The sequence below is a fragment of the Emticicia aquatilis genome, assembly GCF_014644295.1.
Lineage (GTDB): Bacteria > Bacteroidota > Bacteroidia > Cytophagales > Spirosomataceae > Emticicia > Emticicia aquatilis.
Genome location: NZ_BMKK01000014.1, coordinates 120,979 through 143,437 on the forward strand (window position 1 = coordinate 120,979; position 22,459 = coordinate 143,437).

The window sequence follows — 22,459 nt, forward strand, 5'->3', positions numbered from 1 at the left end:
CACAAATAACCGTCAAAAATAAGATTTCTTTAAGTCAATTTCTGCTGAATGCTTACACTCCTGCTTTCACAAAAGGCAATTTCGTAACTACGCCTTTAAGCAGTTTATCTCTTACTTTGATATACACTTCCGTTCCGACTTTGGCGAATGCCGTTGGCACGTGGCCCATCGCAATTCCTTTTTGTAAAGTCGGTGATTGAGTTCCAGAAGTAACTTCCCCTAACTTATTTCCTTCAGCATCACAAATTTCGTAATGACTACGAGGAATTCCACGGTCAATCATTTCAATACCTACTAATTTACGCTGTAAACCTGCTTCTTTTTGAGCCTTTAGGTTTTCAGAATTGATGAAGCTTTTCGTAAACTTCGTCACCCAACCCAAACCTGCTTCTAATGGAGAATCGGTATCATTTAGTTCGTGTCCGTACAAGCAATAACCCATTTCTAAACGTAAGGTATCTCTTGCACCCAGACCAATCGGTTTAATGTCAAACTCCGCTCCTGCTTCAAAGATGGCATTCCACATTTTTTCGGCATCTTTATTCCAAACGTAAATTTCAAAACCTCCCGCACCTGTGTAACCCGTTGCCGAGATAATTACATCATCAATACCAGCTAAAGAGCCAGCCTTGAAAGTGTAATAATCCATTGATGATAAATCAAGCTCTGTTAGTTTTTGAAGCGTTGGTAGAGCTTTGGGCCCTTGTACGGCAAACAAACAAAGTTTATCAGAAATGTTTTCAAGTTCTACACCGAAGTTATTGTTTTGATTTACCCAATTCCAGTCCTTTTCGATGTTTGAGGCATTTACTACTAAATAATATTCGTTTTCGTTCCAACGATAAACCAATAAATCATCTACTACACCACCTTCATTATTCGGGAAATATGCGTATTGTACTTTTCCATCAAAAAGTGCCGATACATCGTTTGAAACTATGTATTGCAAAAACTCAGTTGCACGCTCTCCTCTCACTACAAACTCGCCCATGTGCGACACATCAAAAACACCTACACCATTACGCACGCAATTGTGTTCTTCATTATCGGACGAGTAACGAACGGGCATCATAAAGCCACCAAAAGGCACCATTTTTCCGCCCAGTTTTTCATGTAAATCATTGAGAGGGATTCTCTTATTCTCTGCTTCCATTAAAATTTGATATTTATTGATGAAAAATTTATTGTTAAATGGTATTAGTGTTAGATTTTTTATTCTCTGTTATCCTATTGAAAATAGTTTTATTTGAAATTCATTTTGGTTATCCATAAACTCAATCAGACTATCGAAGTATCCTTGTACCAATTCATTTCTCCTGTTTTTTGAGGTAATTTATTTCAATTGCCTCCTGCTTTAGCTGGAGGATAAAAGAAAACAAGTCCAAATCTGGCTTTAGCCAAAACTTTATTTCAATTAGCTTTTATCTTTCATTTTTACAAAGCCATGCCGTAAAATCAGTTCTTCATATTCATCATTCCATGTTTTTTTGGTATGATGTGTTTCCTGATTTTTAATATAATTCCTTACAGTTTCAATCTGCGACTCTGAAACCCCAACAGCAAAATATTCATCTTGCCATTCGAAGTACTGGTTTGTCAGTTTTTGTTTGTTTATCCAAAAAGCCGACTCCCCTTTTATCAACTGCATAACCTTACTAATAGTTTGGTCACTACCAAGCGACACCAAACAATGACAATGGTCGTTGAAACCATTTACAAAGTCAATAAATATATCTTTCTTCTCGCTATTTTCTTTGATATGATTCCAAACCTGCTGCCTGATTTCTGGATTGTGCAAATACGGAAATCTATTTTTTGTACTCCAGACAAAATGAATATAGACTTTGATGAACGGCATTGATTAATATGGATTATCATTATTAGAAATTCTCCAGCTAAATCAGTAGACTGTTTTTCTCTACCTATCCACAGGCTAAAGCCATGTGGCAATTGAAAGAAAATAAAAACTATTTCTAATCTCCAAATGCCTCTTTCAGTACTTCTTTATCATCGAAATGATGCTTTATGCCTTTTATTTCTTGGTAGGTTTCGTGGCCTTTTCCTGCTACCAAAATAATATCTTCGGGCTTTGCCATTTTTACAGCCGCTAAAATTGCTTCGTGACGGTCTTCGATAGTTTGGGTTTTCTTGAAATGAATGGCAGGTACGCCTTTTTGCATTTCGGCCAGAATATCCAACGGCTCTTCGTTTCTTGGATTATCCGATGTCAGAATTACCTTATCGCTCATTTTACAAGCTATTTCGGCCATAATCGGGCGTTTGGTTGCATCACGATTTCCGCCACAACCCACAACTGTAATGATTTGTTGATTTCCTTCTCGTAAATCAACGATGGTTTCCAATACATTTTTCAAGGCATCGGGTGTGTGGGCGTAATCAACGATTCCGACAATATTATTTTTAGAAACTACTTGCTCGAAACGCCCCGCAGGTGGCTGAATATCAGAGAGTTGCATCAAAACTTCATCTGAATCTTCGCCGAGTAAAACCGCCGCACCATAAACACCGAGTAAATTATAAGCATTGAATGAGCCGATGAGTTTGAACCAAACTTCTTTGTTATCAATCTCCATTTGTAGCCCAAACAAACTGCAAGCCAACACCTTTCCTTTGAAAGTACCAATGTTTTTGAGTGAATACGTTTCTTTTCTTGCCGCCGTATTTTGGAGCATTATTTTGCCATTCTTATCATCGGTATTTACCAACGCAAAAGCCGACGCAGGAAGTTGGTCGAAGAAGCCTTTTTTTGCTTTTAGATAATTATCGAATGTTCCGTGAAAATCAAGGTGGTCGTGCGTAATGTTGGTAAAGATACCGCCTACAAAGTGAAGTCCAGCGATACGCTCTTGCACTACCGAGTGCGAACTCACTTCCATGAAGCAATAGGTCACGCCTTTTTGGTACATATCGGCCAATAATTCATTGATTTTTACCGAATCAGGCGTTGTGTGCGTCGAAGGAATTATATCATCATCTATCTGATTTTGCACCGTAGAAAGCAAGCCACAACGATAACCCAATCGGCGGAAAAGTCTAAAAAGTAGCGTGGCTATCGAAGTTTTGCCGTTTGTGCCTGTAACACCTACTAATTTGAGTTTTTTAGATGGATGTTGGTAGAAATTTGCCGCTGCAAAACCCATCGCACGAGCCGAGTTTTCAACTTGAATGTAAGTAATTGCCTCATTTAGAGTTTCGGGTAAATGTTCACACAAGATTGCCGAAGCTCCCAAATCAATGGCTTTGCCGATAAATTGATGCCCATCAACTTGCGTACCACCGATAGCCACAAAAAGGCTACCTTTTTCTACCTGACGAGAGTCGAAAACTATCTTATTTATTTCAATATCTGTTTTTCCAGAAACTGCTTGGAGAGAAATTTTATACAGAATTTCGCTTAATATCATTGCTAATGTTTGTTTATATTAAGTAGTTTTTTGTTGATGTTGAATGTTTTTGCTGCTAAAATACCCTGTAAACGAACAAATTGTAAATTAGCTTTTTAATTGTCGGCAAGTTATTCAAAAAAACGTTTATCATCAAACGAACTATTCAGACTCGTAAATACACCACTTCTTTCATTCAAACAATTTTATCGTACTTTTGGCGAAGTTTCATTTAACTATTTTTCAAAATCATGAGTCAACAGTATCAAACACGGGCAGAAATGCCACAAGGGGCTAATAAAGTCCTTGACCGCCGCAACATCGAAAACTCTTATTCGAGCCTACTCGGACTGCTGAAAGATGGGCTGTCGGTGCTTGATATTGGTTGTGGCTCAGGAGCCATTACGGCCGATATAGCACAACGTACCAGCGGGAAAGTTGTAGGCATTGATTTTAGTGAACACTTGATTGAGTTGGCTCAAAAAAATTACGCACACCTCCCAAATCTAAGCTTTGAGGTAGCCAATATCAACGATTATGTTTCGGTTGAAAAATTTGATTTGGTGATTGCTGCTCGAACTTTACAATGGGTAAATAATCCTGCGGAAGTTGTGCAAAAAATGGCGACTTTATTGAAAAAAGGTGGAAAAATCTCTATCAATGACTATAATCATACGAAGGTGGAATGGTCGCCCGCTCCGCCAAAATCAATGTTAGATTTTTACGAAGCATTTCTTAATTGGCGAAAAGATGCTGGTTATGACAACAAAATTGCCGATAATCTAACAAAAATCTATGAAAGTATAGGTTTAACAGAAATAAACGTCGTACCACAACACGAAGTAAGTAAAAAAGGTGAAGAAGAATTTGCAGCAGCCATCAGAATTTGGAGTATCGTAGCCGAAACTCGTGGAAAACAAGTGGTAGCAGATGGCTACTGCTCAGAAGAACTACGCCTACAAGCAATTGAAGAATACGACGCTTGGATTGCCAACGAAGCCCAAAGCATGAGGCTTTATTTATTGGCGGTGGAAGGAGAAATTTAATTAAGAATTGAGAATTAAAAATGGAGAATGATTGCACGTTTACACAACATTCTCCATTTTCAATTATACATTATCCATTCACCAGTACTTTCTTCAAAGCATCTAAGAAAATATCTGCTTCTTTGGTTGTAACGGCTAAACTTGGCAATAGACGCATCGTGTGATTACCCGCCACGCCCGTGAAGATTTTATGGTCGAATAATAACGAATTTCTAATTGGCCCAACTGGTTTCTCAAATTCAATACCAATCATTAGACCTTGCCCACGCAATTCTTTTATTCCTGGAATTCCTTTGAGGTTTTCCATGAAATAATCACCAATATTGGCAGCGTTTTGAATCAACTTTTCTTTCTTGATAATATCCAGAACTGCATTGGCGGCCGTACAAGCCAAATGATTTCCGCCGAAAGTTGTACCCAACATTCCGTGTTTTGCTTGAAATTTCGGAGAAATCAAAACCCCACCAATCGGGAAGCCATTGCCCATGCCTTTGGCAGTGGTGATAATATCGGGTTTTACTCCGCTGTGCTGAAACGTGAAGAATTTTCCCGAACGACCATAACCACATTGTACGGAATCATGGATAAAAATCGCCCCTGTTTTATCGCAAGCCTTACGAATAGCCTTCATAAATTCATCGGTAGCAACATTGATTCCTCCTACCCCTTGAATGCCCTCAACAATTACTGCACAGGTTTCGTTATCGACTACTTTTTTTACTGCCTCAACGTCGTTATAAGGCAGAATTTGTACGTGGTCAGCAAAGTTAATCGGTGCTTGAATCGACGGATTATCAGTTACAGCAACCGCAGCCGATGTACGCCCATGAAAACCTTTCGAGAAAGCAATCACTTTCTTTCTGCCATTATAAAATGACGCCAATTTCAAGGCATTTTCGTTGGCTTCTGCTCCCGAATTTACCAAAAACAAAAAATAATCTTTCAAACCAGAGAGTTTACCCAATTTATCGGCCAATTCTTCTTGCGAAGGAATTTTTACAGAATTTGAGTAAAAACCTATGTTCTTTAATTGCTGAGTAATTTTTCGTACATAATATGGGTGCGTGTGCCCCACCGAAATAACGGCATGGCCACCATAAAGGTCGAGATATTCTTGTCCGTTCTTGTCCCAAAGATAAGAACCTTGAGCTTTCACTGGCTCGATGTCGTAAAGAGGATATACGTTAAAAAGAGTCATTATTTTATAGTCGAAAGTAAATTATGGACGATAGTGTTATGCCCATAATCAAAATTTAAAATATGATGATTTTATATCAATTTGGACTGTCTTCCGTTGACAGTGGGGTTTTATTTCAATTCCCCAGCCAATTTATTGATACTTGTTTCGATAGAAGCTACCACTTTCTTGAAATTCGGGTCAGTTACCTTTGCTTTAGCGGCCGAAATGCTGATTTTTGCAGCAGCAATTTCCTTTTTAGCATTGGCTAAATCACCCGATTTCTGATACAAGCGAGCAGATTCGTAGTTAAGATTAGCTATCTCTTGCTCTGTTTTGAGTTGTGGTCGAGCAGAAGATAGCCATCGTCGGACTTCAGCTGCGAACTTCCCGTCGGGGAATGTATTATTGTAGAATGTAACGTAATAAACCAATAATTGAGGTTGGGTTTGGGCATTTATTAAACCTTTCAAAAAGTTAAAGGCTACATCTTGTCCTTTTTCACGTAGTAAAGCTGGGCACTCAATTTGCCAAGTATTGGCCGTAACATATTGTCCAGCACCCAATAATTCCATGTAACGCTTTAGCTGATTTACTTTACCTAAAGAGTAATTAATCGCTTTAGGAGAAAAAATCTCTAATTGCAGCAATCGTCCGAGGGCATTCCCTTCTTGCCCTGCATGACCTTCAGCGGCTTCGTATTTTCCACCAATAGCCAAATTATTCAACCAAAATTGCGAAAAACCATTATCCAAATCCATGATACACTTCTTCATGATAGCCCAACTAAATTTATCGCCCAGCTGGTCTTTTGGATAAGCAGCATAAAGTGCATCGGCTACTTGCTTATTTTTTAGTGTATCTTGCGTAATACGTAGATAGTACGCCAAACCAACCATTGTATTGATATCTCTATCGCCTGCTTGAAATTTCTTCCAAAAACCACCAGTTTGTTGATTTGGGTCGAGGGCTGTTTGGGCGTGTTTGATAAAATCTTTTGGGGTATTGGTTGGGTCAGTGTTATGAATGAGATTTTGGTCTTTATCGAAATAGAAGAATAATGGAAATCCGGGTAAAAAGATATTCTTTTTGTTCAAAAAAGCTACTTGTTTGGCATCTTCAACGTTGAGTTTGAAACTTACAAAATTTTGGTTGTAGAATTTACCCACTTCAGCATTTTTGAGCGTTGGCTCTAAGCTCATACAAATCGGGCAATGTGGCGAATAACATTCCACAAAAACGTTCTTTCCTGAAGCCTTTGCTTTCTGAAAAGCGGCTTCAATAGTAGGTTCGAACGCTATGCCTTGTGCAAACGCAAAATTGATGATAAGAAGAAAACTGCCAAGCAAAAATGTCTTTTTCATGTATTTTTTGATGTTTTGAATAGCAAATTAGTCGATTTTTGTGAGAATACACTTAAAAATTGCCACTCTTTAACAAGTTATTAACAGCAATCAATGTAGGACAGATTTGTAATCTGTCACTTTTACGAATATTTATTTTATACGGCGAACTGGAAGTTCGCCCCACGATTTAATTATTCAATTTCACAAAACCACCATCAATTAGATAATCGCAACCTGTGATAAATCCTGCTTCGTCGGAACAAAGATAAACCGCCAATGAGCCGATTTCATCGGGCTTTGCCATTCGTCCGATTGGCTGAGTTTTTGAAAGTTTATCAAACATTTCTTTCTCCTTACCTGGGTAGGTTTTTTTCAAGAAACCATCCACAAATGGCGTATGTACACGAGCGGGCGAAAGGCTATTACAACGAATATTATATTTCAAATAATCTTTTGCCACTTGCAAAGTCATGGTATAAACTGCCCCTTTCGACATCGAATAGGCAAATCGGTCTGGAATCCCAACAGTTGCTGCAATCGAAGCCACATTTAGAATTACGCCACCACGGTCTTTCATGTAAGGAATAACCGAATGCAGACAATTATAAGTTCCTTTCACGTTTACATTATAAATGCGGTCTAAATCTTCTTCGGTTGTCGATTCTACGGTTCCTACGTGGGCTATTCCTGCATTATTCACCAAAATATCAATGGCATTTTCCTTCGCTATTTTATCAATAACCTTCTTAACTTCTTTCTGTTTCGATACATCTACTTTATGAAAATACGCTTCGCCACCATTGGCATTAATGAGGTCGGCTTCTCGCTCGGCTTGGTCGATATTGAGTTCCAAAATATGTACAACCGCCCCTTGCTGAGCAAAGAGTCGAGAGATAGAAAGTCCGATACCACTGGCTCCACCCGTAACGATGGCTACTTTATTGTCAAGACGAAACATTTTAGACGATGATTAAAAAGATTAATATGATTTTTATACGGAATGCTATTTATTACAAAATCGGTTTTTGTGAAAAATAACTTAATTCTAATATTTTTTTGATATTTGGCCAAAAAACACCACTTTTCCCCTTCAAAATTACTTGTCAATTCTGGAACAAAAAATAAATTGCAACTACATTTGCTAAAATAATTATTCAACCTATAATATTTTTGGGGTACATGGCTATGCACACTGTTCTGAAACTACATAAAAACGACAACGTAATTGTTGCTTTACAAAACCTAAAAGGTGGAGAAACTGTAAATTACGACAACGAAAGTTACGAAATCCAACACGATATTGAAGCAAAACATAAATTTGTTACTGAAGATTTATCGGTAGGCGACCACGTGACTATGTACGGCGTTTTGGTAGGAAAAGCTACGCAGCCCATCAAACGTGGAGCTCAAATAACCACTTTCAATCTCAAACACGAGTCAGACCCTTATTCGGTTGAAAAACGCCAACCCGCACCAGCGTGGACTCCGCTCGATGTAGAATCATGGAAAAGTAAAACTTTCAATGGTTATCATAGAGCCAATGGCAGCGTAGGTACTCGTAATTATTGGTTGGTTGTGCCTTTGGTTTTTTGCGAAAACCGCAATATCATGATTATGAAAGATGCGTTTGAGCGTGAACTTGGCTATGCTCAACCCGAAATCTACCGTAATCAAGTGAGAGATTTATTGGCGGCATTTCATTCGGGAAATACCGAAGCCCTCGAAACCATTACTTTGGCCGACCCAAGCAGCGAAAAAATCAAAATTTCGCCTACGCATATTTTCCAAAATGTTGACGGTATCAAATTCTTGACGCACGAAACGGGTTGTGGTGGCACCAATCAAGATACTGATGCTCTTTGCGATTTGTTTGCAGGAATGATTGTCAACCCCAACGTAGCGGGCGTAACGGTGTTGAGTCTGGGTTGCCAAAAATCACAGATTGATTATCTGAAAGAGCAAATTCTGAAACGTGACCCTCTGTTCGAGCGTCCGATTTTATATTTCGACCAACAAACCTACGGAACCGAACACACAATGATGTCAGATGCCATTCGTGAGACATTCAAAGGCATTATAGAAATCAATAAACAAACTCGTCAGCCAGCTCCCATCAGCAAATTAACCATTGGTTTAAAATGTGGTGGCTCGGATGGTTTTTCGGGGATTTCGGCCAACCCAGCTATCGGACATTTATCTGATATTATGGTAAGTTTGGGCGGAACGACGCTTTTGGCAGAATTTCCAGAGCTTTGTGGCGTTGAGCAAGAATTAATTAACCGTTGTGTTGATGAAGCCAAAGCACAAAAATTTGCCGATTTAATGAAAGAATACTCCGACCAAGCCGCCGCCGTAGGAGCAACTTTCGATATGAATCCGTCGGTCGGAAATATCAAAGATGGTTTGATTACCGACGCTATCAAGTCGGCAGGTGCAGCAAAAAAAGGAGGCAATGCTCCAGTAGCCGATGTACTGAATTATACCGAACAACCTACACAAGGTGGCTTGCATTTACTTTGTACGCCAGGAAATGATGTTTTGGCAACAACAGGAATGGCCGCTTCGAGTGCGACAATCATATTATTTACAACTGGACTTGGCACACCAACGGGGAATCCTGTAACGCCAACCGTTAAGATTTCGACTAACAATAAATTGGCCGAAAAAATGCCTGATATTATTGATTTTAGTTGCGGAAAAATCATCACGGGCGAAGAAACCATTGAGCAAAATGCTGAATCTTTATTGAATTGGTTGATTGGACTCGCCAACGGAGATTACCTAACAAAAGCCGAACTTTTAGGTCAAGACGACTTCATTCCGTGGAAACGTGGGGTGAATTTGTAAGAAGGTATGTAAAAAAGAAGGGTTTAGTTACAAAATTCGTAGCTAAACCCTTCTTTTTTATAACTCAATTTACTTTTTCAATAAACTTAAATCAAATTCAAAACCTGCCAAAACTTGCTCGCCCGAAAGAGTTTGAGAAAAACCCTCTACTTTAGAAATTGTGCCATCGGCACGATAGATGTAAACAGTTTCTATTTTGGGGTTAATCAGCCAACCCAGCAAAACACCATTTTCAATATAAGAAAGCATTTTATTTTGAGCTTCTTTCAAGCTATCGGTTTCGGACATGAGCTCAACGATGAATTCGGGAGCAACTGGTAAATGTTTTCTGCGGTCTTCTTCCGAAATTTGAGCATATTTTTCTTCGCTTAACCAAGCAGCATCAGGCGAACGCACCGACCCGTCGGGTAGTCTAAAGCCAGTTGAGGAATCGTAGATATGTCCTCCATTGCGACGTTTCCAAATACCTAAGTCAATATTTAACTCTGCATTATTTTCTCCTGAAATTCCTCCTGTGAGTGCCATAAATAGAATTGTTCCGTCGGGGTTTCTTTCGAGTTTTAGGTGGTCATTGGCTTGACAGAAAGCAAAAAAAACATCGTCTGTCATCTCAAACATACTCATATCTATTAAGCGACTTTGGTGCTCTTCGCTTATTATTTGCTGTATTTCGGCAACTGGATAAGTCATTTTTACTGCATTTTTTTACAAATAAAACCATTTTACCGATTATTCTAAAATTTTGAGGTAATTATCAAATCTGTTCTAAACTCCATATCATATACGCCATGATTGTTTTAAGACAGTGAAGTATTCAAGATTTCTTTTACGTGTCTTTTTTTGACAAAATATTTTTCTCTTATTTGCATAAAAACAACAAAACGCCATCTGGGCTGAGTATTATGAAAATTCAATTCTACGGAGCGGCTCAACGAGTTACGGGCAGCAAACACCTCATTACGACCAGCAAGGGAACAAAAATATTACTGGATTGTGGCCTTTTTCAAGGAATCGGTACAACTGAATTAAATCTACAATTTGGGTTTGACCCCAAAGAGGTAGATTTTCTTATTTTAAGTCACGCTCACATCGACCACACTGGTCTTGTGCCTCGTTTGGTTAGAAAAGGCTTCAAAGGAACTATCTATGCTACACCCGCCACTAAAGATTTGTGCGAAATAATGTTGATGGATTCGGCTCATATTCAAGAAAAAGACCTCGAACGCATCAATAAACGAAGAATTGGCCGAAACGAAGAACCATACGAGCTGCTCTACAATGCCGATGACGTAGAAGCAGCCCTGAAACTCTTCAAAACAGTAGATTATGAACACCCTTTTGTGATAGAAGAAGGTGTAATTGTTAAATTCTACGATGCGGGCCATCTACTCGGAAGTGCGGGTATTTATTTGGCTTTTGAGGAAGAATACAAAACCAAAACTTTATTCTTTACTGGTGATATTGGCCGACCTGACGATAAGATTTTGAGAAGCCCCGTGCCTTTTCCGCAAGCAGATTATATTCTTTGCGAGTCAACTTATGGAAATCGAATTCACGAGCCAGAAACTGACATGAAGACCCATTTGCTTAGAATTGTCTATCAAACGTGTATCGAAAAAAAGGGAAAATTACTCATACCAGCCTTTGCAGTTGACCGTACTCAAGAGCTGATTTACGCCCTTGACCAACTTGCTCATGAAGGACTTTTGCCCAAAATTCCAGTTTATGTTGATAGCCCATTGTCAGTAAAAGCAACAATGGTCATGAAGGATAATGAAGAGTGTTTCAACCCCGAAATCTTGGCTTATATCAAACATGACGGCGATGCTTTTGATTTCGAGAACTTACATTACATAAGCGATGTCATGGAATCAAAGGCTTTAAATGATAGCAAGCAACCTTGTATTATCATATCTTCTTCGGGTATGGCCGAGGCGGGGCGTATAAAACACCATATTAAAAACAATGTTGAAAAACCATCAACAACGATTTTATTAGTGGGTTACTGTTCTCCTGGTAGCTTGGGGGCTATTTTAAAAACCCAACCAGCCGAAGTCAGAATTTTTGGAGAAACTTTCAAAGTAAGGGCTGATATAGAAGTGATGGACTCTTTCTCTGCTCATGCTGATTATAAAGAAATGATGAAACACTTATCGTGTCAAGATGCCTCTAAAGTCAAAAAACTTTTCTTGGTTCATGGCGAAATCGATACTCAGTTAGTTTTCAAAAAACATCTTAATTCGATGGGTTTTCATGATATTCTAATCCCAGCACAAGGAGAGGGTTTCGAGTTATAATACACTTAAATCATTTTTTGTGTAGTTTTTGAGGCAATCGTTCGTATTTTTGCCCTTAGTATTTTGCCTCAAACGAATGTAAACACAAGCCTCCCTTTAGGGGCGGGGGGGTGGTTTCCAATGAAAATAGCCATTCACGGTCGAAAATTTAGTGTAGAATCTGTTCCTTATATTCAGCAGGTTTTCGACGAATTGAAGCAACACAAAGTTGAAATACAGGTTTCTGAGCCATTTAAGCGTATTCTTCTACAATCTGGGATTCGGTTGGATACCAAAGCCGTTTATACCACACCCGACGAAATCTTCGATGCCGACTTTGCTTTTAGTCTCGGAGGTGATGGTACTTTCCTCGAAACCCTCGCTCACGTAGGCAAGCGTGAGATTCCGATTCTGGGCTTCAATTTTGGTCGTTTAGGTTTTTTGGCCGCTATTTCTCCCGAAAAAATCCAACGTACTGTCTATCAACTTATTAATGGTTATTACACAGTTGACGAGCGAACTATGATTTCGGCAAGTTCTCAAACCGAATTATTTGAAGAAGGCACGAATTTTGCACTTAATGAAATAGCCATTTCAAAAACAGATACCTCTTCAATGATTGTGGTTCATGCCTATATCAACGGAGAATTTCTGAATACCTATTGGGCTGATGGTCTAATGGTTGCTACGGCAACTGGCTCTACGGGGTATTCGTTGAGTTGTGGTGGGCCATTGGTTATGCCGCATTCGGCCAATTTTATTATTACACCAATCTGCCCACACAATTTATTTGTGCGACCAATGATTGTTTCTGATGACAGTGTTATTTCTTTCAAGGTAGAAAGTAGAAGTAATAATTTTCTGGTATCGATGGATTCGAGAGCGAAAATTATTGGCTCTGACGAAGAAACTACCATCACCGTTAAGAAAGAAGATTTCAAGGCAAAAATGGTCAGAATGGAAGGCGATGATTTCCTAAGTACATTACGAGGAAAACTAAAATGGGGTATTGATGCCCGAAATTAACAATAAAACTTTCTGTGATTACGTTAAATATTTCGACAAACCTTACTAATTCGTATGAAATTGTTAAAACCTAACAAACTGGCATTTGGCCTAATACTAAGTTTTTCGATAGTGCTTTTGGCAACTCAAGAAAACTTCGCTCAATCTGGGATTTTCAGTAAAAAAAATAAACTCAATCAATACTCTACTGTGGGTATTGGTGGTGGTAGTTCGCACTATTTCGGTGATTTATCACCTTATACATATTTCTATTACGGTCTTATTACAAATGTAAGATGGAATGCTACAATCAATTACACACGTCAATTATCTCCGCAAGTAGCTGCTCGTGTTGGCTTTACTTGGGCAAGAATCGCTGGTGATGATTATACATTTTCTCAACATAATTTAAATAAGTTCTTCCAACCATTTTTAAGAAATTTACATTTTAGAAATGATATAAAAGAATTTGCACTTACAGGATTATTCAATCTATTACCACAATACAGTAAGGGGCCACAAGGAAGAAGTGCAATCATGCCTTACAGTTTTATTGGTTTTGGTTTTTATGCACATAACCCACAAGCAAGAGATGTTGCGACCGTTAATCCCGCTAGTGGTGAGGTAACATTAGGGGGCTGGACAAACCTAAAAGATAAACAAACTTCAGGACAAGGCATTAACGATTCTTACCCAAAGGCATATTCATTAATACAACCAGTTTTTCCTGTAGGTTTAGGTGTAAAAATTAAAATCAATGAAAAGTTTGATTTAGGACTTGAAGGTGGCTTAAGAATTACTCCGTTTGACTATTTAGATGACGTAGGTAAAAGTGATTACCCAGACCCAGCCGCTTTAGCAGCCGTTTCTCCTTTGAGTGTTGCTTTTGCAAACCGTGCTGGCGAAGATTATACTGCTCGTACAGGTGTGAGTAGAGTTGCTGATTTTGCCAATATTGCCACTAATACTTTGGGGGTAGCTGGTTCACCTACACCTTCGGCAAATGGGCTTCAGGTATTTGGATTTCCAAATAGTGCAAGAGGTACAAACAAATGGGATTCATATTTCACGACTCAAATAACACTGAGTTATATTATTTCAAGCCAAGTAAAATGTCCGCCTATTAAATAAAACACTACTACATGTTCTGTGTAAGCATTAAAACTATTTCTTAATGATTATTTATAATTCGGTAGTACGAAAGACCTTCTGCTTAATCTATTTGTTACCTATAAGCATTTTTGCCCAATTATGGGAGGTGGGTACTGGTGTAGGGGTCAATCAATACAAAGGTGATGTAATGCCAACCTTTAAACCGTTAATCCTACGGCCGGCAGCCAGTGCATTCGTTAGAATTAATTATAGCCGTGCAGTATCATTTAAAGCCCAAGGAATGTATGGCGGGGTTGTTGGTAAAGATAAATTTATGAAGTCTGACCCGTATCACCAAGCCCGTGAATATAGTTTTAATGCCACTCTTATTGAAGGTAGTGGACAAATCGAATATAATTTCTTAAATTTCCGAACCAGTGCGTCTCGAATAGTGGCTAATTGGACTCCTTACGTTTTTGGTGGGTACGGGGCTACATTAATAGGTTCGAAAGCTCTCCTAAAAACAGACAAAGACCCGTCGGTTTTTACTCCATATAATACCAATAAAACCGAACAAGTAATGATTTTAGGAATTGGCTTTAAAAAGCAATGGAGAGGTCAGTGGAATTGGGGAGTTGAGTTTGGAGCAAGGCATACGACCACCGATTTCTTAGATAACCTTGGGTATTCAAATGGAAAATTTGAAGTTTTATTACCGCCAGGTGTTGTTCCAAGCGACCCCAAGTTTCAGTACTTGTTAAAATATCAAATTCCAGGCACCAAAGCCAAGGATATGTATTATTACACAAACTTTTCTATCAGCTATGTATTCTACAAAGTACATTGCCCTACTCGTCGATAATAAGCCCACAAAACAAATTTATATAACCAATATTACGATTTCGCCTACGTATTTAATGTAAAAACGTTATAATCAGCTACAATTCATTAAAAACTTATCAAACACCGTTCTTTTTTTCTACCTTTGCAGTCCTTTTTGCACTATTAGTCAAATAGAGTGTTGATATTTGTTAATGTTAATTGATTTACCAGTGAAAGAAAACATTGATTTAGGCAATTTACCTTCTCACATAGCCGTTATTATGGATGGCAACGGACGTTGGGCGAAACAACAGGGTGCAATGCGAATATTTGGGCATCATCATGGAGTAAAATCAGTTCGTGATACGGTTGAAGGTTGTGTTGAATTAGGCATAAAATACCTAACATTATATACTTTTTCCACCGAAAACTGGAATCGTCCTAAATTAGAGGTTGACGGAATCATGCAATTACTGGTAAAAACGATTGCAGAAGAAGTTCCCGAATTGCACAAAAATAACGTTAGAGTAAAAACCATAGGAAATCTTGAGAGCCTCCCAGCATCGGCTCGTAAGAAAATGGTTGATGCCATTGAACTAACTAAAGATAATACTGGTCTGACGCTCATATTGGCATTGAGTTATAGTGGAAAGTGGGAAATCGTTCAAGCTACTAAGCAAATTGCAGAAAAAGTACAAAAAGGTGAACTCGCTGTTGAACAAATTACCGAAAATACTTTCTCACAGTTTTTGGCCACCGAAGATGCTCCCGATGTTGATTTAATGATTCGTACGGGTGGCGACCACCGCATCAGCAATTACTTACTTTGGCAATTGGCTTACGCCGAATTGTATTTCATGGACGATTTGTTTTGGCCAGAGTTTCGTAAAAAAGATTTGTTTGAAGCAATTTCGGCCTATCAACACCGTGAAAGACGCTTCGGCAAAACAAGTGAACAACTGAAGTAACAAAAGAAACTGACTTTTAAAATTTTAAATATAAAAATCGAAGCATTCCTCAAATAGATTTTTCTGATATCTTATTATATTATGCGTATCCAAAAGTTACTTTCTTTTTTCATTTTCCTGCTTGTTACCACCAATGTCATGGCTCAATTTCCTTTGGGTCTTGGTCGTAAGTACGACCAGCCGAAAGACGCAACTGTGAGCTATGAGCGACCTAAAGAATACACCATTTCGAAAATTACAGTCAGTGGTGTGAAGTTTTTAGACCCAAATACGCTCATTTCGGTATCTGGTCTTAATATCAACGACAAAATTAGTATTCCTGGCGAACGCATCAGTACAGCTATCCGTCGTTTGATGGAACAAGGAATCATCGAAGACGTTGCTATTAATATCACTAAGGTAGAGTTAGACAAAGTTGAGCTTGATATTCACCTTCGTGAACGCCCTCGTCTAAACAAATTTGTTTTTAAAGGCATTCGTAAAGGTGAAATTGATGCCGTTAGCGAAAAAGTAAAAGCAAATAAAGGAAAGGTTATTACCGATGCTTTGATTAAAAACATCCAACTAACCATCAAGAGAGTTTATGTTGAAAAAGGCTTCTTGAATACAAGTGTTCAGATAAAACAAATCTCCGATACCATCAGAGCCAATAATGCGGCATTGATTGTAACTATTGATAAAAAAAATAAAGTAAAAATTGATGATATCCAGTTAGTTGGTGTAAAAGAAATGCCTGATTATAAGGTATTATCAAAACTCAAGGCTACAAAAATCAAAGCCCCACTTCGTATCTTCACTCCATCGAAGTATATACCTAAGAAATTTGAAGAAGACAAACAAAAAATTGTAGAATACTACAACAAAAAGGGCTATCGTGATGCTCAAGTGATTTCTGACTCTGTTATTTCTACAACAGGTGATAATATCAGATTAGTATTAAACATCAACGAAGGAAGCCGTTTCTATTATCGTAACATTACTTGGACAGGAAACTACCTCCGAAAAACCAAAGATTTAGAGACAATTCTTGCCATCAAGAAAGGTGATATTTATAATCCAGAAGAACTCAACAAGAAAATTAACGGTATTCCACAAGGCGACGTGAGTTCGGCCTACATGGATGACGGTTACCTATTCTTCCAATGCGAGCCAGTAGAGGTTGCCGTTGACGGCGATTCTATCGACATCGAAATGCGTATCAGAGAAGGTAAACAAGCCACTATCAACCGCATTATTTTAAACGGAAACACTAAAACCAGTGACCATGTAGTAATGCGTGAACTCTTGACCCGTCCAGGGCAGAAATTTAGTAAAACTGACCTTATCGAAACACAACAGACGCTTTCAAGACTTGGTTATTTCGACCCACAAAAAATCGAACCAAAACCAATTCCACAAGCCGACGGAACGGTTGATATTGAGTATAACGTAGAAGAAAAACCAAGCGATAATATCGAGCTTTCGGGTGGTTGGGGTGGTCTTCAAGGCTTTGTTGGTACTTTCGGGGTTGTTTTCAATAACTTCTCGGCAAGAAATATCAATAATTTTAAGAAATGGAAACCACTTCCTGCGGGCGACGGTCAACGTTTAGCTCTAAGATTACAAGCCAGTGGACGTTTCTACCAAACATACTCTTTATCATTTACAGAGCCTTGGCTCGGTGGTAAAAAACCTAACTCATTTGCCGTAAGTATTTTCCATACATCATCTGATAACAGAGGCTACCAAAGAGCCTTAGAGCGTCAGTATGGTTCGGCTTATGCTTCTCTTTATGCAGGTAGCTCATCGGGAATTTATTCTGGTTATTTCAAAAACACTGGTGGTTCGGTTACTTATGGTAAACGTTTAAATTGGCCAGACCGTAACTTTAGCTTCAACGCATCTCTTTCTTACCAAAGATACAACGTTGATAACAGTTACTTTATCCCAGGTTTCCAAAAAGGGGTAGCCAACGACCTCTCAATGGCGTTCGTGTTATCAAGATATAGCTTAGATAACCCTCAGTTTACACGTTCGGGTTCTCAATTTACTATCAATGCAACCTTTAACCCTCCTTATTCATTATTCAGAAACACGCCAGTTACTGATAAATATAAATGGGTAGAAGGCCACAAATGGATGTTTGATGGCGACTGGTACGTGCCAGTTGTTGGTAAGTTGGTTTTCCACGCAAAAGCCAATATGGGTTTCTTGGGTAAATATAGTACGAGTGCCGACTTTAGTCCATTCGGACGCTTTATCTTAGGTGGTGCGGGTATGGGTATGCAAAATGCCTATAACGTAGGTGCCGACCTCATTGGTCTAAGAGGTTATGATGAAGGTGTAGTTCACGAACTTTCATTGGCCGAAGCTGAAAAACTCCGTACCAGTGATGGAAGCGTAACGTTGAGTCGTATGGGGGGTATCATTTATAGCAAATACGCCACCGAGCTTCGTTACCCAGTATCGTTAAATCCACAAGCCACTATCTTTGTGTTGGGTTTTGCTGAAGCAGGTAATAGCTGGGGAAGTTATAAAGATTATAATCCTTTCAAACTTCGTCGTACGGCTGGTGTTGGTGCCAGAATCTTTATGCCAGCATTTGGTATGATTGGTCTTGACTTCGGAAAAGGCTTTGACCCAATCCCTGGTATTTCTAATCGTGGTTTGAAATCATTTACCTTTAGTATCGGACAGCAGATTCGTTAATCTCTTGTCTATCAGATGTTAAATATCTGTTAACGGTGTAATAATTTTGTATATTTCGTACGTTAGTTAGGTCATAATCAAAAATATTAAAAATACCCCTAACTGGCCATTAAATAAAAAACATTCAATAATTCACGCATTGAAAATTATTTTTGAATGAAAAAGACAATATTTTTACTATTTTTGGCTCTTGTTTCCGCACAAAGCTTTGCTCAAAAATTCGGATACATTGATTCTGAGTTCATTACAAGCAAAATGCCCGAATACAAAAAAGCCCAAGAGGATATGGATAAGTATTCCGAAAAATGGGTTATTGATATTCAAGCTAAGTATTCGGAATTGGAAAAAATGCGTCAGCAATTCCAACAAGAAGAGATTTTGCTAACGGCCGACATGAAGCGAGAACGCCAAAAAGCAATTGATGATAAAGAGGCCGAAGTAAAAGAATTAAACAATAAAGTCTTTGGATTAAACGGCCTATTGTTTCTGAAAAAGAAAGAAATAATGAAGTCAATCCTTGACGATATTTATAAAGCTTGTGAGAAAGTAGCTCGACAAAAACAGTTGATGTTCATTTTTGATAAAGCATCGGATATGAGTATGATTTACACCGACCCACGCCATGATTATACCGATTATGTGATGGAGGCTTTAGGGATTTCGTTGAAAGAAGATAAAAATCAAAATAACCAAGTAACCAAACCAAAAAAATAAGTATAAAAAATGAAGACAAAATTTTTCGCCGCAATTATCACGGCTCTAATGTTTGTTGGTATGGCAAATGCCCAAACTACAAAAATTGGATATACCAACGTTGACTATATCCTAAACAACATCCCTGATGCAAAAGACATTGAAAATAAATTGAAAACTGAAAAAGCTCAATACGACAAGCTTTTGCAAGATAAAATTGCAGCGTTTCAAGCAAAATACGAAGACTATCAAAAAAATGGAGCAACAATGTCAGCAGTAATCAAAGCTGACCGTGAGAAAGAATTACAATCAGGCCAAACTGCTATCCAAGAGTTCCAACAAAACTCTGAAACAGCTTTGCAACAAAAACAACAACAGTTGTTGGCTCCAGTTTTAGAGAAAATCGACAAAACTGTGAAAGATGTTGCTAAAGAAAATGGCTATACTTACGTTTTCAATACTGATGCTGGCCCTGGTACAACTCCAATCCTTTTGGTTGCTCCAGACGCAGACAATATTTCTGACTTAGTATTCAAGAAATTAGGCGTTACTCCTCCTGCAAAAACAGCAGCAGCAACGACTCCTGCACCAGCTCCTAAGAAGTAATCGAATCTTAATATATAAAAACCGCAAAGATGAATCCATCTTTGCGGTTTTTTCGTTTAATTTAGTTTGTCTTTTTTGATAAAACTTATTAAAGATTGGTTACTTTTGTGATAAGAATCTAAACTATTTATATACCGTATCTTCTTTTTTTCGGTTATAACGCTAAAGAGTGAGCCAATTAAACAAAATATTTTTTTAATATTTTGTGTTTTTTTATGATAATTGCTTATAATTTGCGAATAATTATACGAAAAAGAACATAAGTATTGCATCAAAAATATTTTGTAAAAAACCAACCACGATGAAGAAAAATTACTCTATTCTGTTCTTGCTCATCAGCTTTGTTTATTGCTCTTCTGCACAAGCACAAGTGGTACAGGCCGTATCAGTATCTCCTAAAGACTCAACTGGTGGATTTGCTAATACACAACAACAATACGTTTCGGGAGCCGTAGCACGTAAATCTGTTGTTAGTTATGCCAAAAACACAATGTCTCAATTTGAGGACAATAAGAAGAAAACGCTACCAAAAGAATTGGACAGCTTACTTGTAAAACAAGATTTTCTTACCCACGAGCAGTTTCCAAACTATCTTTCTCAAATCGAAACTGCTTACAAAAGAGAGTTAGAGATTGTCAATAAAATTACGATTGACAATGTTTCTAAGTTGGAGCAAGCAAGCCAACTGAATAAGACCTATTCGGTTAGCCAAAGTGGACAATGTTTTGCAGAAAAAGATAAAGGATCGTTTATCTTAACTCAAGATGATGAAGGCAAAGCTATCACCGGATTTGCATTAGAGTCATTGAAAGGAAACCCTCGTTATGGTTTAATAGATAACTACCACCAAGGATATGCCCGTGTTAAGAAAGACATGGTATTTGGATTCTTAAATCTTTGTGGTGAAGAAGTGATTCCTGCACAATACGATTATGCTGAACCGTTCAATGATGGTAAAGCTTTGGTAAAGAAATTCTTCTGGCACTTTATAACTGCTGAAGGTATCGAAAGCGAAGTTTTGACCGACATCGTTGATGCTAAAGCAATTCGTTACGGTATTAGTTTAGCGAAATTCAAAAGCAACAAGTTTGCTTTAATTGATAATAACTACGATGTAATCAAGAAACCAATTTCGGCAGGATTTGATGAAATCGAAGTTTTCATCGGAAATATCTTTAGAGTAAGAAATGGTAAGCAATATGGTTTGATTAGAATTGATGGTTCGACTATCACCGATGTGATTTTCGATAAAATTAGTTTATCAGAAGCCAATCGTTGGATTTTGGTAGAACAAAACAAGAAAGTTGGTTTAATTGACTCAGAAGGTAATACTCGTATCAAACCATCTTATGATTATATCAAAACTGTAGTTATCGACCCATCGGTTTCTCCAACTGCGGCTTCGGTTGTGGCAAAAGATGCAGCGGGTTTACGCATTATCGAACTTAACGAGCGTAAATTGAGCGAAACTTATTCTTCAATTGGCGACTTTAATAGATTTGGTTTAGCTCCAGCATGTAAAACAAGCGGCGAAAAAGCTACCACAAAATGTGGCTATATTAGCTTTGATGGTAGCGAGGTTATTCCTCCAGTGTATGACGAAGTTCAACCATTCAATTTAACTGGCTTAGCAGTTGTTTCAGAAAAAGTCACTAATTGCAGCAAACCAGTTGGGAACTGCGTAGTTGATATGGTTTATGACCGTTTTGGCCGTATCGTAATCGACAGAGTTAATCCATCTGCTCCAGAAGGTATTCGTTATATGGTTACTGATACCATCTTAGCAAGTACTTTAATCGTTGTAAGAACCGAAACACCTTCTGAAAAAGGTGGCGTTGACGAAGGCTATAACTTGGTAGATAAAAATACTTTGAAAAGATTTACGACTGAGGCTTACAAAAATATTCGTAAATTCGATAAGGCTAATTTAGCTATGTTGAAAGGAGATAAATGGGGTTTACTTGACTTTACAGGAAAAGAAGTTTTAGCTCCATCTTATAACGAATTGCTATTCTCATCAGAAGGACTTATCGGTGTCAAGTACGACAACAACAAGTACGGTTTTATTGATAAGAAAGGCAAGGTTCAGATTACATTTGAATATACCGAAATCAGCCCATTCAAAAATGGTATGGCCGTGGTATCTAAAGGCAATAACAAATATGGTATTATCAATAAATTCAATGCCAAAATTGCCCCTTGTATGTTCAAGTCAGTTAAGTACGTAGAAGAAACAAGTCTCTACGAAATAACAGATACATCGAATAACCAATATAACCTTAATAGTGCTGGCGATTGTATTTCTTCAAACTCAGCAAAATTCTATGAGTTAGTAAGAAAAGCAAATCAGAAATAAGCCCAGCTCAATCTGATAATAAAAAATCCCGAATCGAATGATTCGGGATTTTTTATTTATGGTATATGTCTTGTCCTGAAATAGCGATACACAAAAAAAACATCGTTATGGAATTAAAGACAAATTATGTCAA

The 22,459-nt window shown here is 38.1% G+C and carries 18 protein-coding genes; 11 read left to right on the forward strand and 7 right to left on the reverse strand.

Going from position 1 to position 22,459, the window contains the following annotated elements:
* Positions 1–52: 52 nt before the first annotated feature.
* From gcvT to IEX65_RS24745, 3 genes are all read right to left on the reverse strand, one after another.
* A complete protein-coding gene (gene gcvT / locus IEX65_RS24735; RefSeq protein ID WP_188770467.1) occupies positions 53–1,153 on the reverse strand; it encodes a glycine cleavage system aminomethyltransferase GcvT in 1,101 nt (366 codons plus the stop codon).
* 261 nt (positions 1,154–1,414) lie between these two features.
* On the reverse strand, positions 1,415–1,858 hold the full coding sequence (gene tnpA, locus IEX65_RS24740) for an IS200/IS605 family transposase (protein WP_188770469.1): 444 nt from the start codon (positions 1,856–1,858) through the stop codon (positions 1,415–1,417).
* Between the two features lie 115 nt (positions 1,859–1,973).
* Positions 1,974–3,425 carry a UDP-N-acetylmuramoyl-L-alanyl-D-glutamate--2,6-diaminopimelate ligase gene (locus IEX65_RS24745; protein ID WP_188770471.1) on the reverse strand — a complete coding sequence of 484 codons (1,452 nt, stop codon included), beginning with the start codon at positions 3,423–3,425 and terminating at the stop codon, positions 1,974–1,976.
* A gap of 230 nt (positions 3,426–3,655) precedes the next feature.
* Between IEX65_RS24745 and IEX65_RS24750 the strand changes: the two genes are divergently transcribed.
* On the forward strand, positions 3,656–4,450 hold the full coding sequence (locus IEX65_RS24750; protein ID WP_188770472.1) for a class I SAM-dependent methyltransferase: 795 nt from the start codon (positions 3,656–3,658) through the stop codon (positions 4,448–4,450).
* Between the two features lie 70 nt (positions 4,451–4,520).
* Here IEX65_RS24750 and IEX65_RS24755 read toward each other — a convergent pair whose 3' ends face one another.
* The 3 genes from IEX65_RS24755 to IEX65_RS24765 all read right to left on the reverse strand — a co-directional run bounded on the left by IEX65_RS24755 (position 4,521) and on the right by IEX65_RS24765 (position 7,931).
* Positions 4,521–5,651: an aspartate aminotransferase family protein gene (locus IEX65_RS24755; protein WP_188770513.1), complete on the reverse strand. Its 1,131-nt coding sequence runs from the start codon at positions 5,649–5,651 to the stop codon at positions 4,521–4,523.
* 107 nt (positions 5,652–5,758) lie between these two features.
* Positions 5,759–6,991: a thioredoxin family protein gene (locus IEX65_RS24760; protein WP_188770474.1), complete on the reverse strand. Its 1,233-nt coding sequence runs from the start codon at positions 6,989–6,991 to the stop codon at positions 5,759–5,761.
* Between the two features lie 169 nt (positions 6,992–7,160).
* A complete protein-coding gene (locus tag IEX65_RS24765; RefSeq protein ID WP_188770476.1) occupies positions 7,161–7,931 on the reverse strand; it encodes an SDR family NAD(P)-dependent oxidoreductase in 771 nt (256 codons plus the stop codon).
* 227 nt (positions 7,932–8,158) lie between these two features.
* Here IEX65_RS24765 and IEX65_RS24770 point away from each other — a divergent pair, with 227 nt between their 5' ends.
* The gene (locus tag IEX65_RS24770; protein WP_188770515.1) at positions 8,159–9,820 is read left to right on the forward strand and encodes a UxaA family hydrolase; all 1,662 of its coding nucleotides are present in this window, start codon (positions 8,159–8,161) and stop codon (positions 9,818–9,820) included.
* Between the two features lie 69 nt (positions 9,821–9,889).
* On the opposite strand, the gene IEX65_RS24775 is transcribed toward IEX65_RS24770, so the two are convergent.
* A complete protein-coding gene (locus IEX65_RS24775; protein ID WP_188770478.1) occupies positions 9,890–10,510 on the reverse strand; it encodes a Uma2 family endonuclease in 621 nt (206 codons plus the stop codon).
* 212 nt (positions 10,511–10,722) lie between these two features.
* Here IEX65_RS24775 and IEX65_RS24780 point away from each other — a divergent pair, with 212 nt between their 5' ends.
* The 9 genes from IEX65_RS24780 (at position 10,723) to IEX65_RS24820 (ending at position 22,326) form a co-directional block, all read left to right on the forward strand.
* Positions 10,723–12,117: an MBL fold metallo-hydrolase gene (locus IEX65_RS24780; RefSeq protein ID WP_188770480.1), complete on the forward strand. Its 1,395-nt coding sequence runs from the start codon at positions 10,723–10,725 to the stop codon at positions 12,115–12,117.
* A gap of 120 nt (positions 12,118–12,237) precedes the next feature.
* Positions 12,238–13,122: an NAD kinase gene (locus tag IEX65_RS24785; protein WP_188770482.1), complete on the forward strand. Its 885-nt coding sequence runs from the start codon at positions 12,238–12,240 to the stop codon at positions 13,120–13,122.
* Positions 13,123–13,176: 54 nt separating this feature from the next.
* Positions 13,177–14,232 carry a DUF6089 family protein gene (locus IEX65_RS24790; RefSeq protein WP_188770484.1) on the forward strand — a complete coding sequence of 352 codons (1,056 nt, stop codon included), beginning with the start codon at positions 13,177–13,179 and terminating at the stop codon, positions 14,230–14,232.
* Between the two features lie 43 nt (positions 14,233–14,275).
* Positions 14,276–15,055: a type IX secretion system protein PorG gene (gene porG, locus IEX65_RS24795; RefSeq protein WP_188770486.1), complete on the forward strand. Its 780-nt coding sequence runs from the start codon at positions 14,276–14,278 to the stop codon at positions 15,053–15,055.
* A 190-nt stretch (positions 15,056–15,245) separates the two neighbouring features.
* Positions 15,246–15,983, forward strand: a complete 738-nt coding sequence (gene uppS, locus IEX65_RS24800; RefSeq protein ID WP_188770488.1) for an undecaprenyl pyrophosphate synthase — start codon at positions 15,246–15,248, stop codon at positions 15,981–15,983.
* Between the two features lie 81 nt (positions 15,984–16,064).
* Positions 16,065–18,671, forward strand: coding sequence for an outer membrane protein assembly factor BamA (gene bamA, locus IEX65_RS24805; RefSeq protein WP_188770490.1), 2,607 nt, complete (start codon positions 16,065–16,067; stop codon positions 18,669–18,671).
* A 156-nt stretch (positions 18,672–18,827) separates the two neighbouring features.
* Positions 18,828–19,385 (forward strand): OmpH/Skp family outer membrane protein, encoded by a 558-nt coding sequence (locus tag IEX65_RS24810; RefSeq protein WP_188770492.1) that lies wholly within the window; start codon positions 18,828–18,830, stop codon positions 19,383–19,385.
* Positions 19,386–19,394: 9 nt separating this feature from the next.
* Entirely contained in the window at positions 19,395–19,970 is a 576-nt protein-coding gene (locus IEX65_RS24815; protein WP_188770494.1) for an OmpH/Skp family outer membrane protein, read from the forward strand.
* Positions 19,971–20,271: 301 nt separating this feature from the next.
* Positions 20,272–22,326: a WG repeat-containing protein gene (locus IEX65_RS24820; RefSeq protein ID WP_188770496.1), complete on the forward strand. Its 2,055-nt coding sequence runs from the start codon at positions 20,272–20,274 to the stop codon at positions 22,324–22,326.
* Positions 22,327–22,459 lie beyond the last annotated feature (133 nt).

Bases quoted from the DNA above. Each gene is read 5' to 3' on its own strand.
- IEX65_RS24785 (WP_188770482.1), top strand. From the start codon at position 12,238: ATGAAAATAGCCATTCACGGTCGAAAATTTAGTGTAGAATCTGTTCCT.
- tnpA (WP_188770469.1), bottom strand. From the start codon at position 1,858: ATGCCGTTCATCAAAGTCTATATTCATTTTGTCTGGAGTACAAAAAAT.
- IEX65_RS24810 (WP_188770492.1), top strand. From the start codon at position 18,828: ATGAAAAAGACAATATTTTTACTATTTTTGGCTCTTGTTTCCGCACAA.
- IEX65_RS24770 (WP_188770515.1), top strand. From the start codon at position 8,159: ATGCACACTGTTCTGAAACTACATAAAAACGACAACGTAATTGTTGCT.
- IEX65_RS24780 (WP_188770480.1), top strand. From the start codon at position 10,723: ATGAAAATTCAATTCTACGGAGCGGCTCAACGAGTTACGGGCAGCAAA.
- porG (WP_188770486.1), top strand. From the start codon at position 14,276: ATGATTATTTATAATTCGGTAGTACGAAAGACCTTCTGCTTAATCTAT.
- IEX65_RS24745 (WP_188770471.1), bottom strand. From the start codon at position 3,425: ATGATATTAAGCGAAATTCTGTATAAAATTTCTCTCCAAGCAGTTTCT.
- IEX65_RS24765 (WP_188770476.1), bottom strand. From the start codon at position 7,931: ATGTTTCGTCTTGACAATAAAGTAGCCATCGTTACGGGTGGAGCCAGT.
- bamA (WP_188770490.1), top strand. From the start codon at position 16,065: ATGCGTATCCAAAAGTTACTTTCTTTTTTCATTTTCCTGCTTGTTACC.
- IEX65_RS24815 (WP_188770494.1), top strand. From the start codon at position 19,395: ATGAAGACAAAATTTTTCGCCGCAATTATCACGGCTCTAATGTTTGTT.
- IEX65_RS24775 (WP_188770478.1), bottom strand. From the start codon at position 10,510: ATGACTTATCCAGTTGCCGAAATACAGCAAATAATAAGCGAAGAGCAC.
- IEX65_RS24750 (WP_188770472.1), top strand. From the start codon at position 3,656: ATGAGTCAACAGTATCAAACACGGGCAGAAATGCCACAAGGGGCTAAT.
- gcvT (WP_188770467.1), bottom strand. From the start codon at position 1,153: ATGGAAGCAGAGAATAAGAGAATCCCTCTCAATGATTTACATGAAAAA.
- IEX65_RS24790 (WP_188770484.1), top strand. From the start codon at position 13,177: ATGAAATTGTTAAAACCTAACAAACTGGCATTTGGCCTAATACTAAGT.
- IEX65_RS24820 (WP_188770496.1), top strand. From the start codon at position 20,272: ATGAAGAAAAATTACTCTATTCTGTTCTTGCTCATCAGCTTTGTTTAT.
- IEX65_RS24760 (WP_188770474.1), bottom strand. From the start codon at position 6,991: ATGAAAAAGACATTTTTGCTTGGCAGTTTTCTTCTTATCATCAATTTT.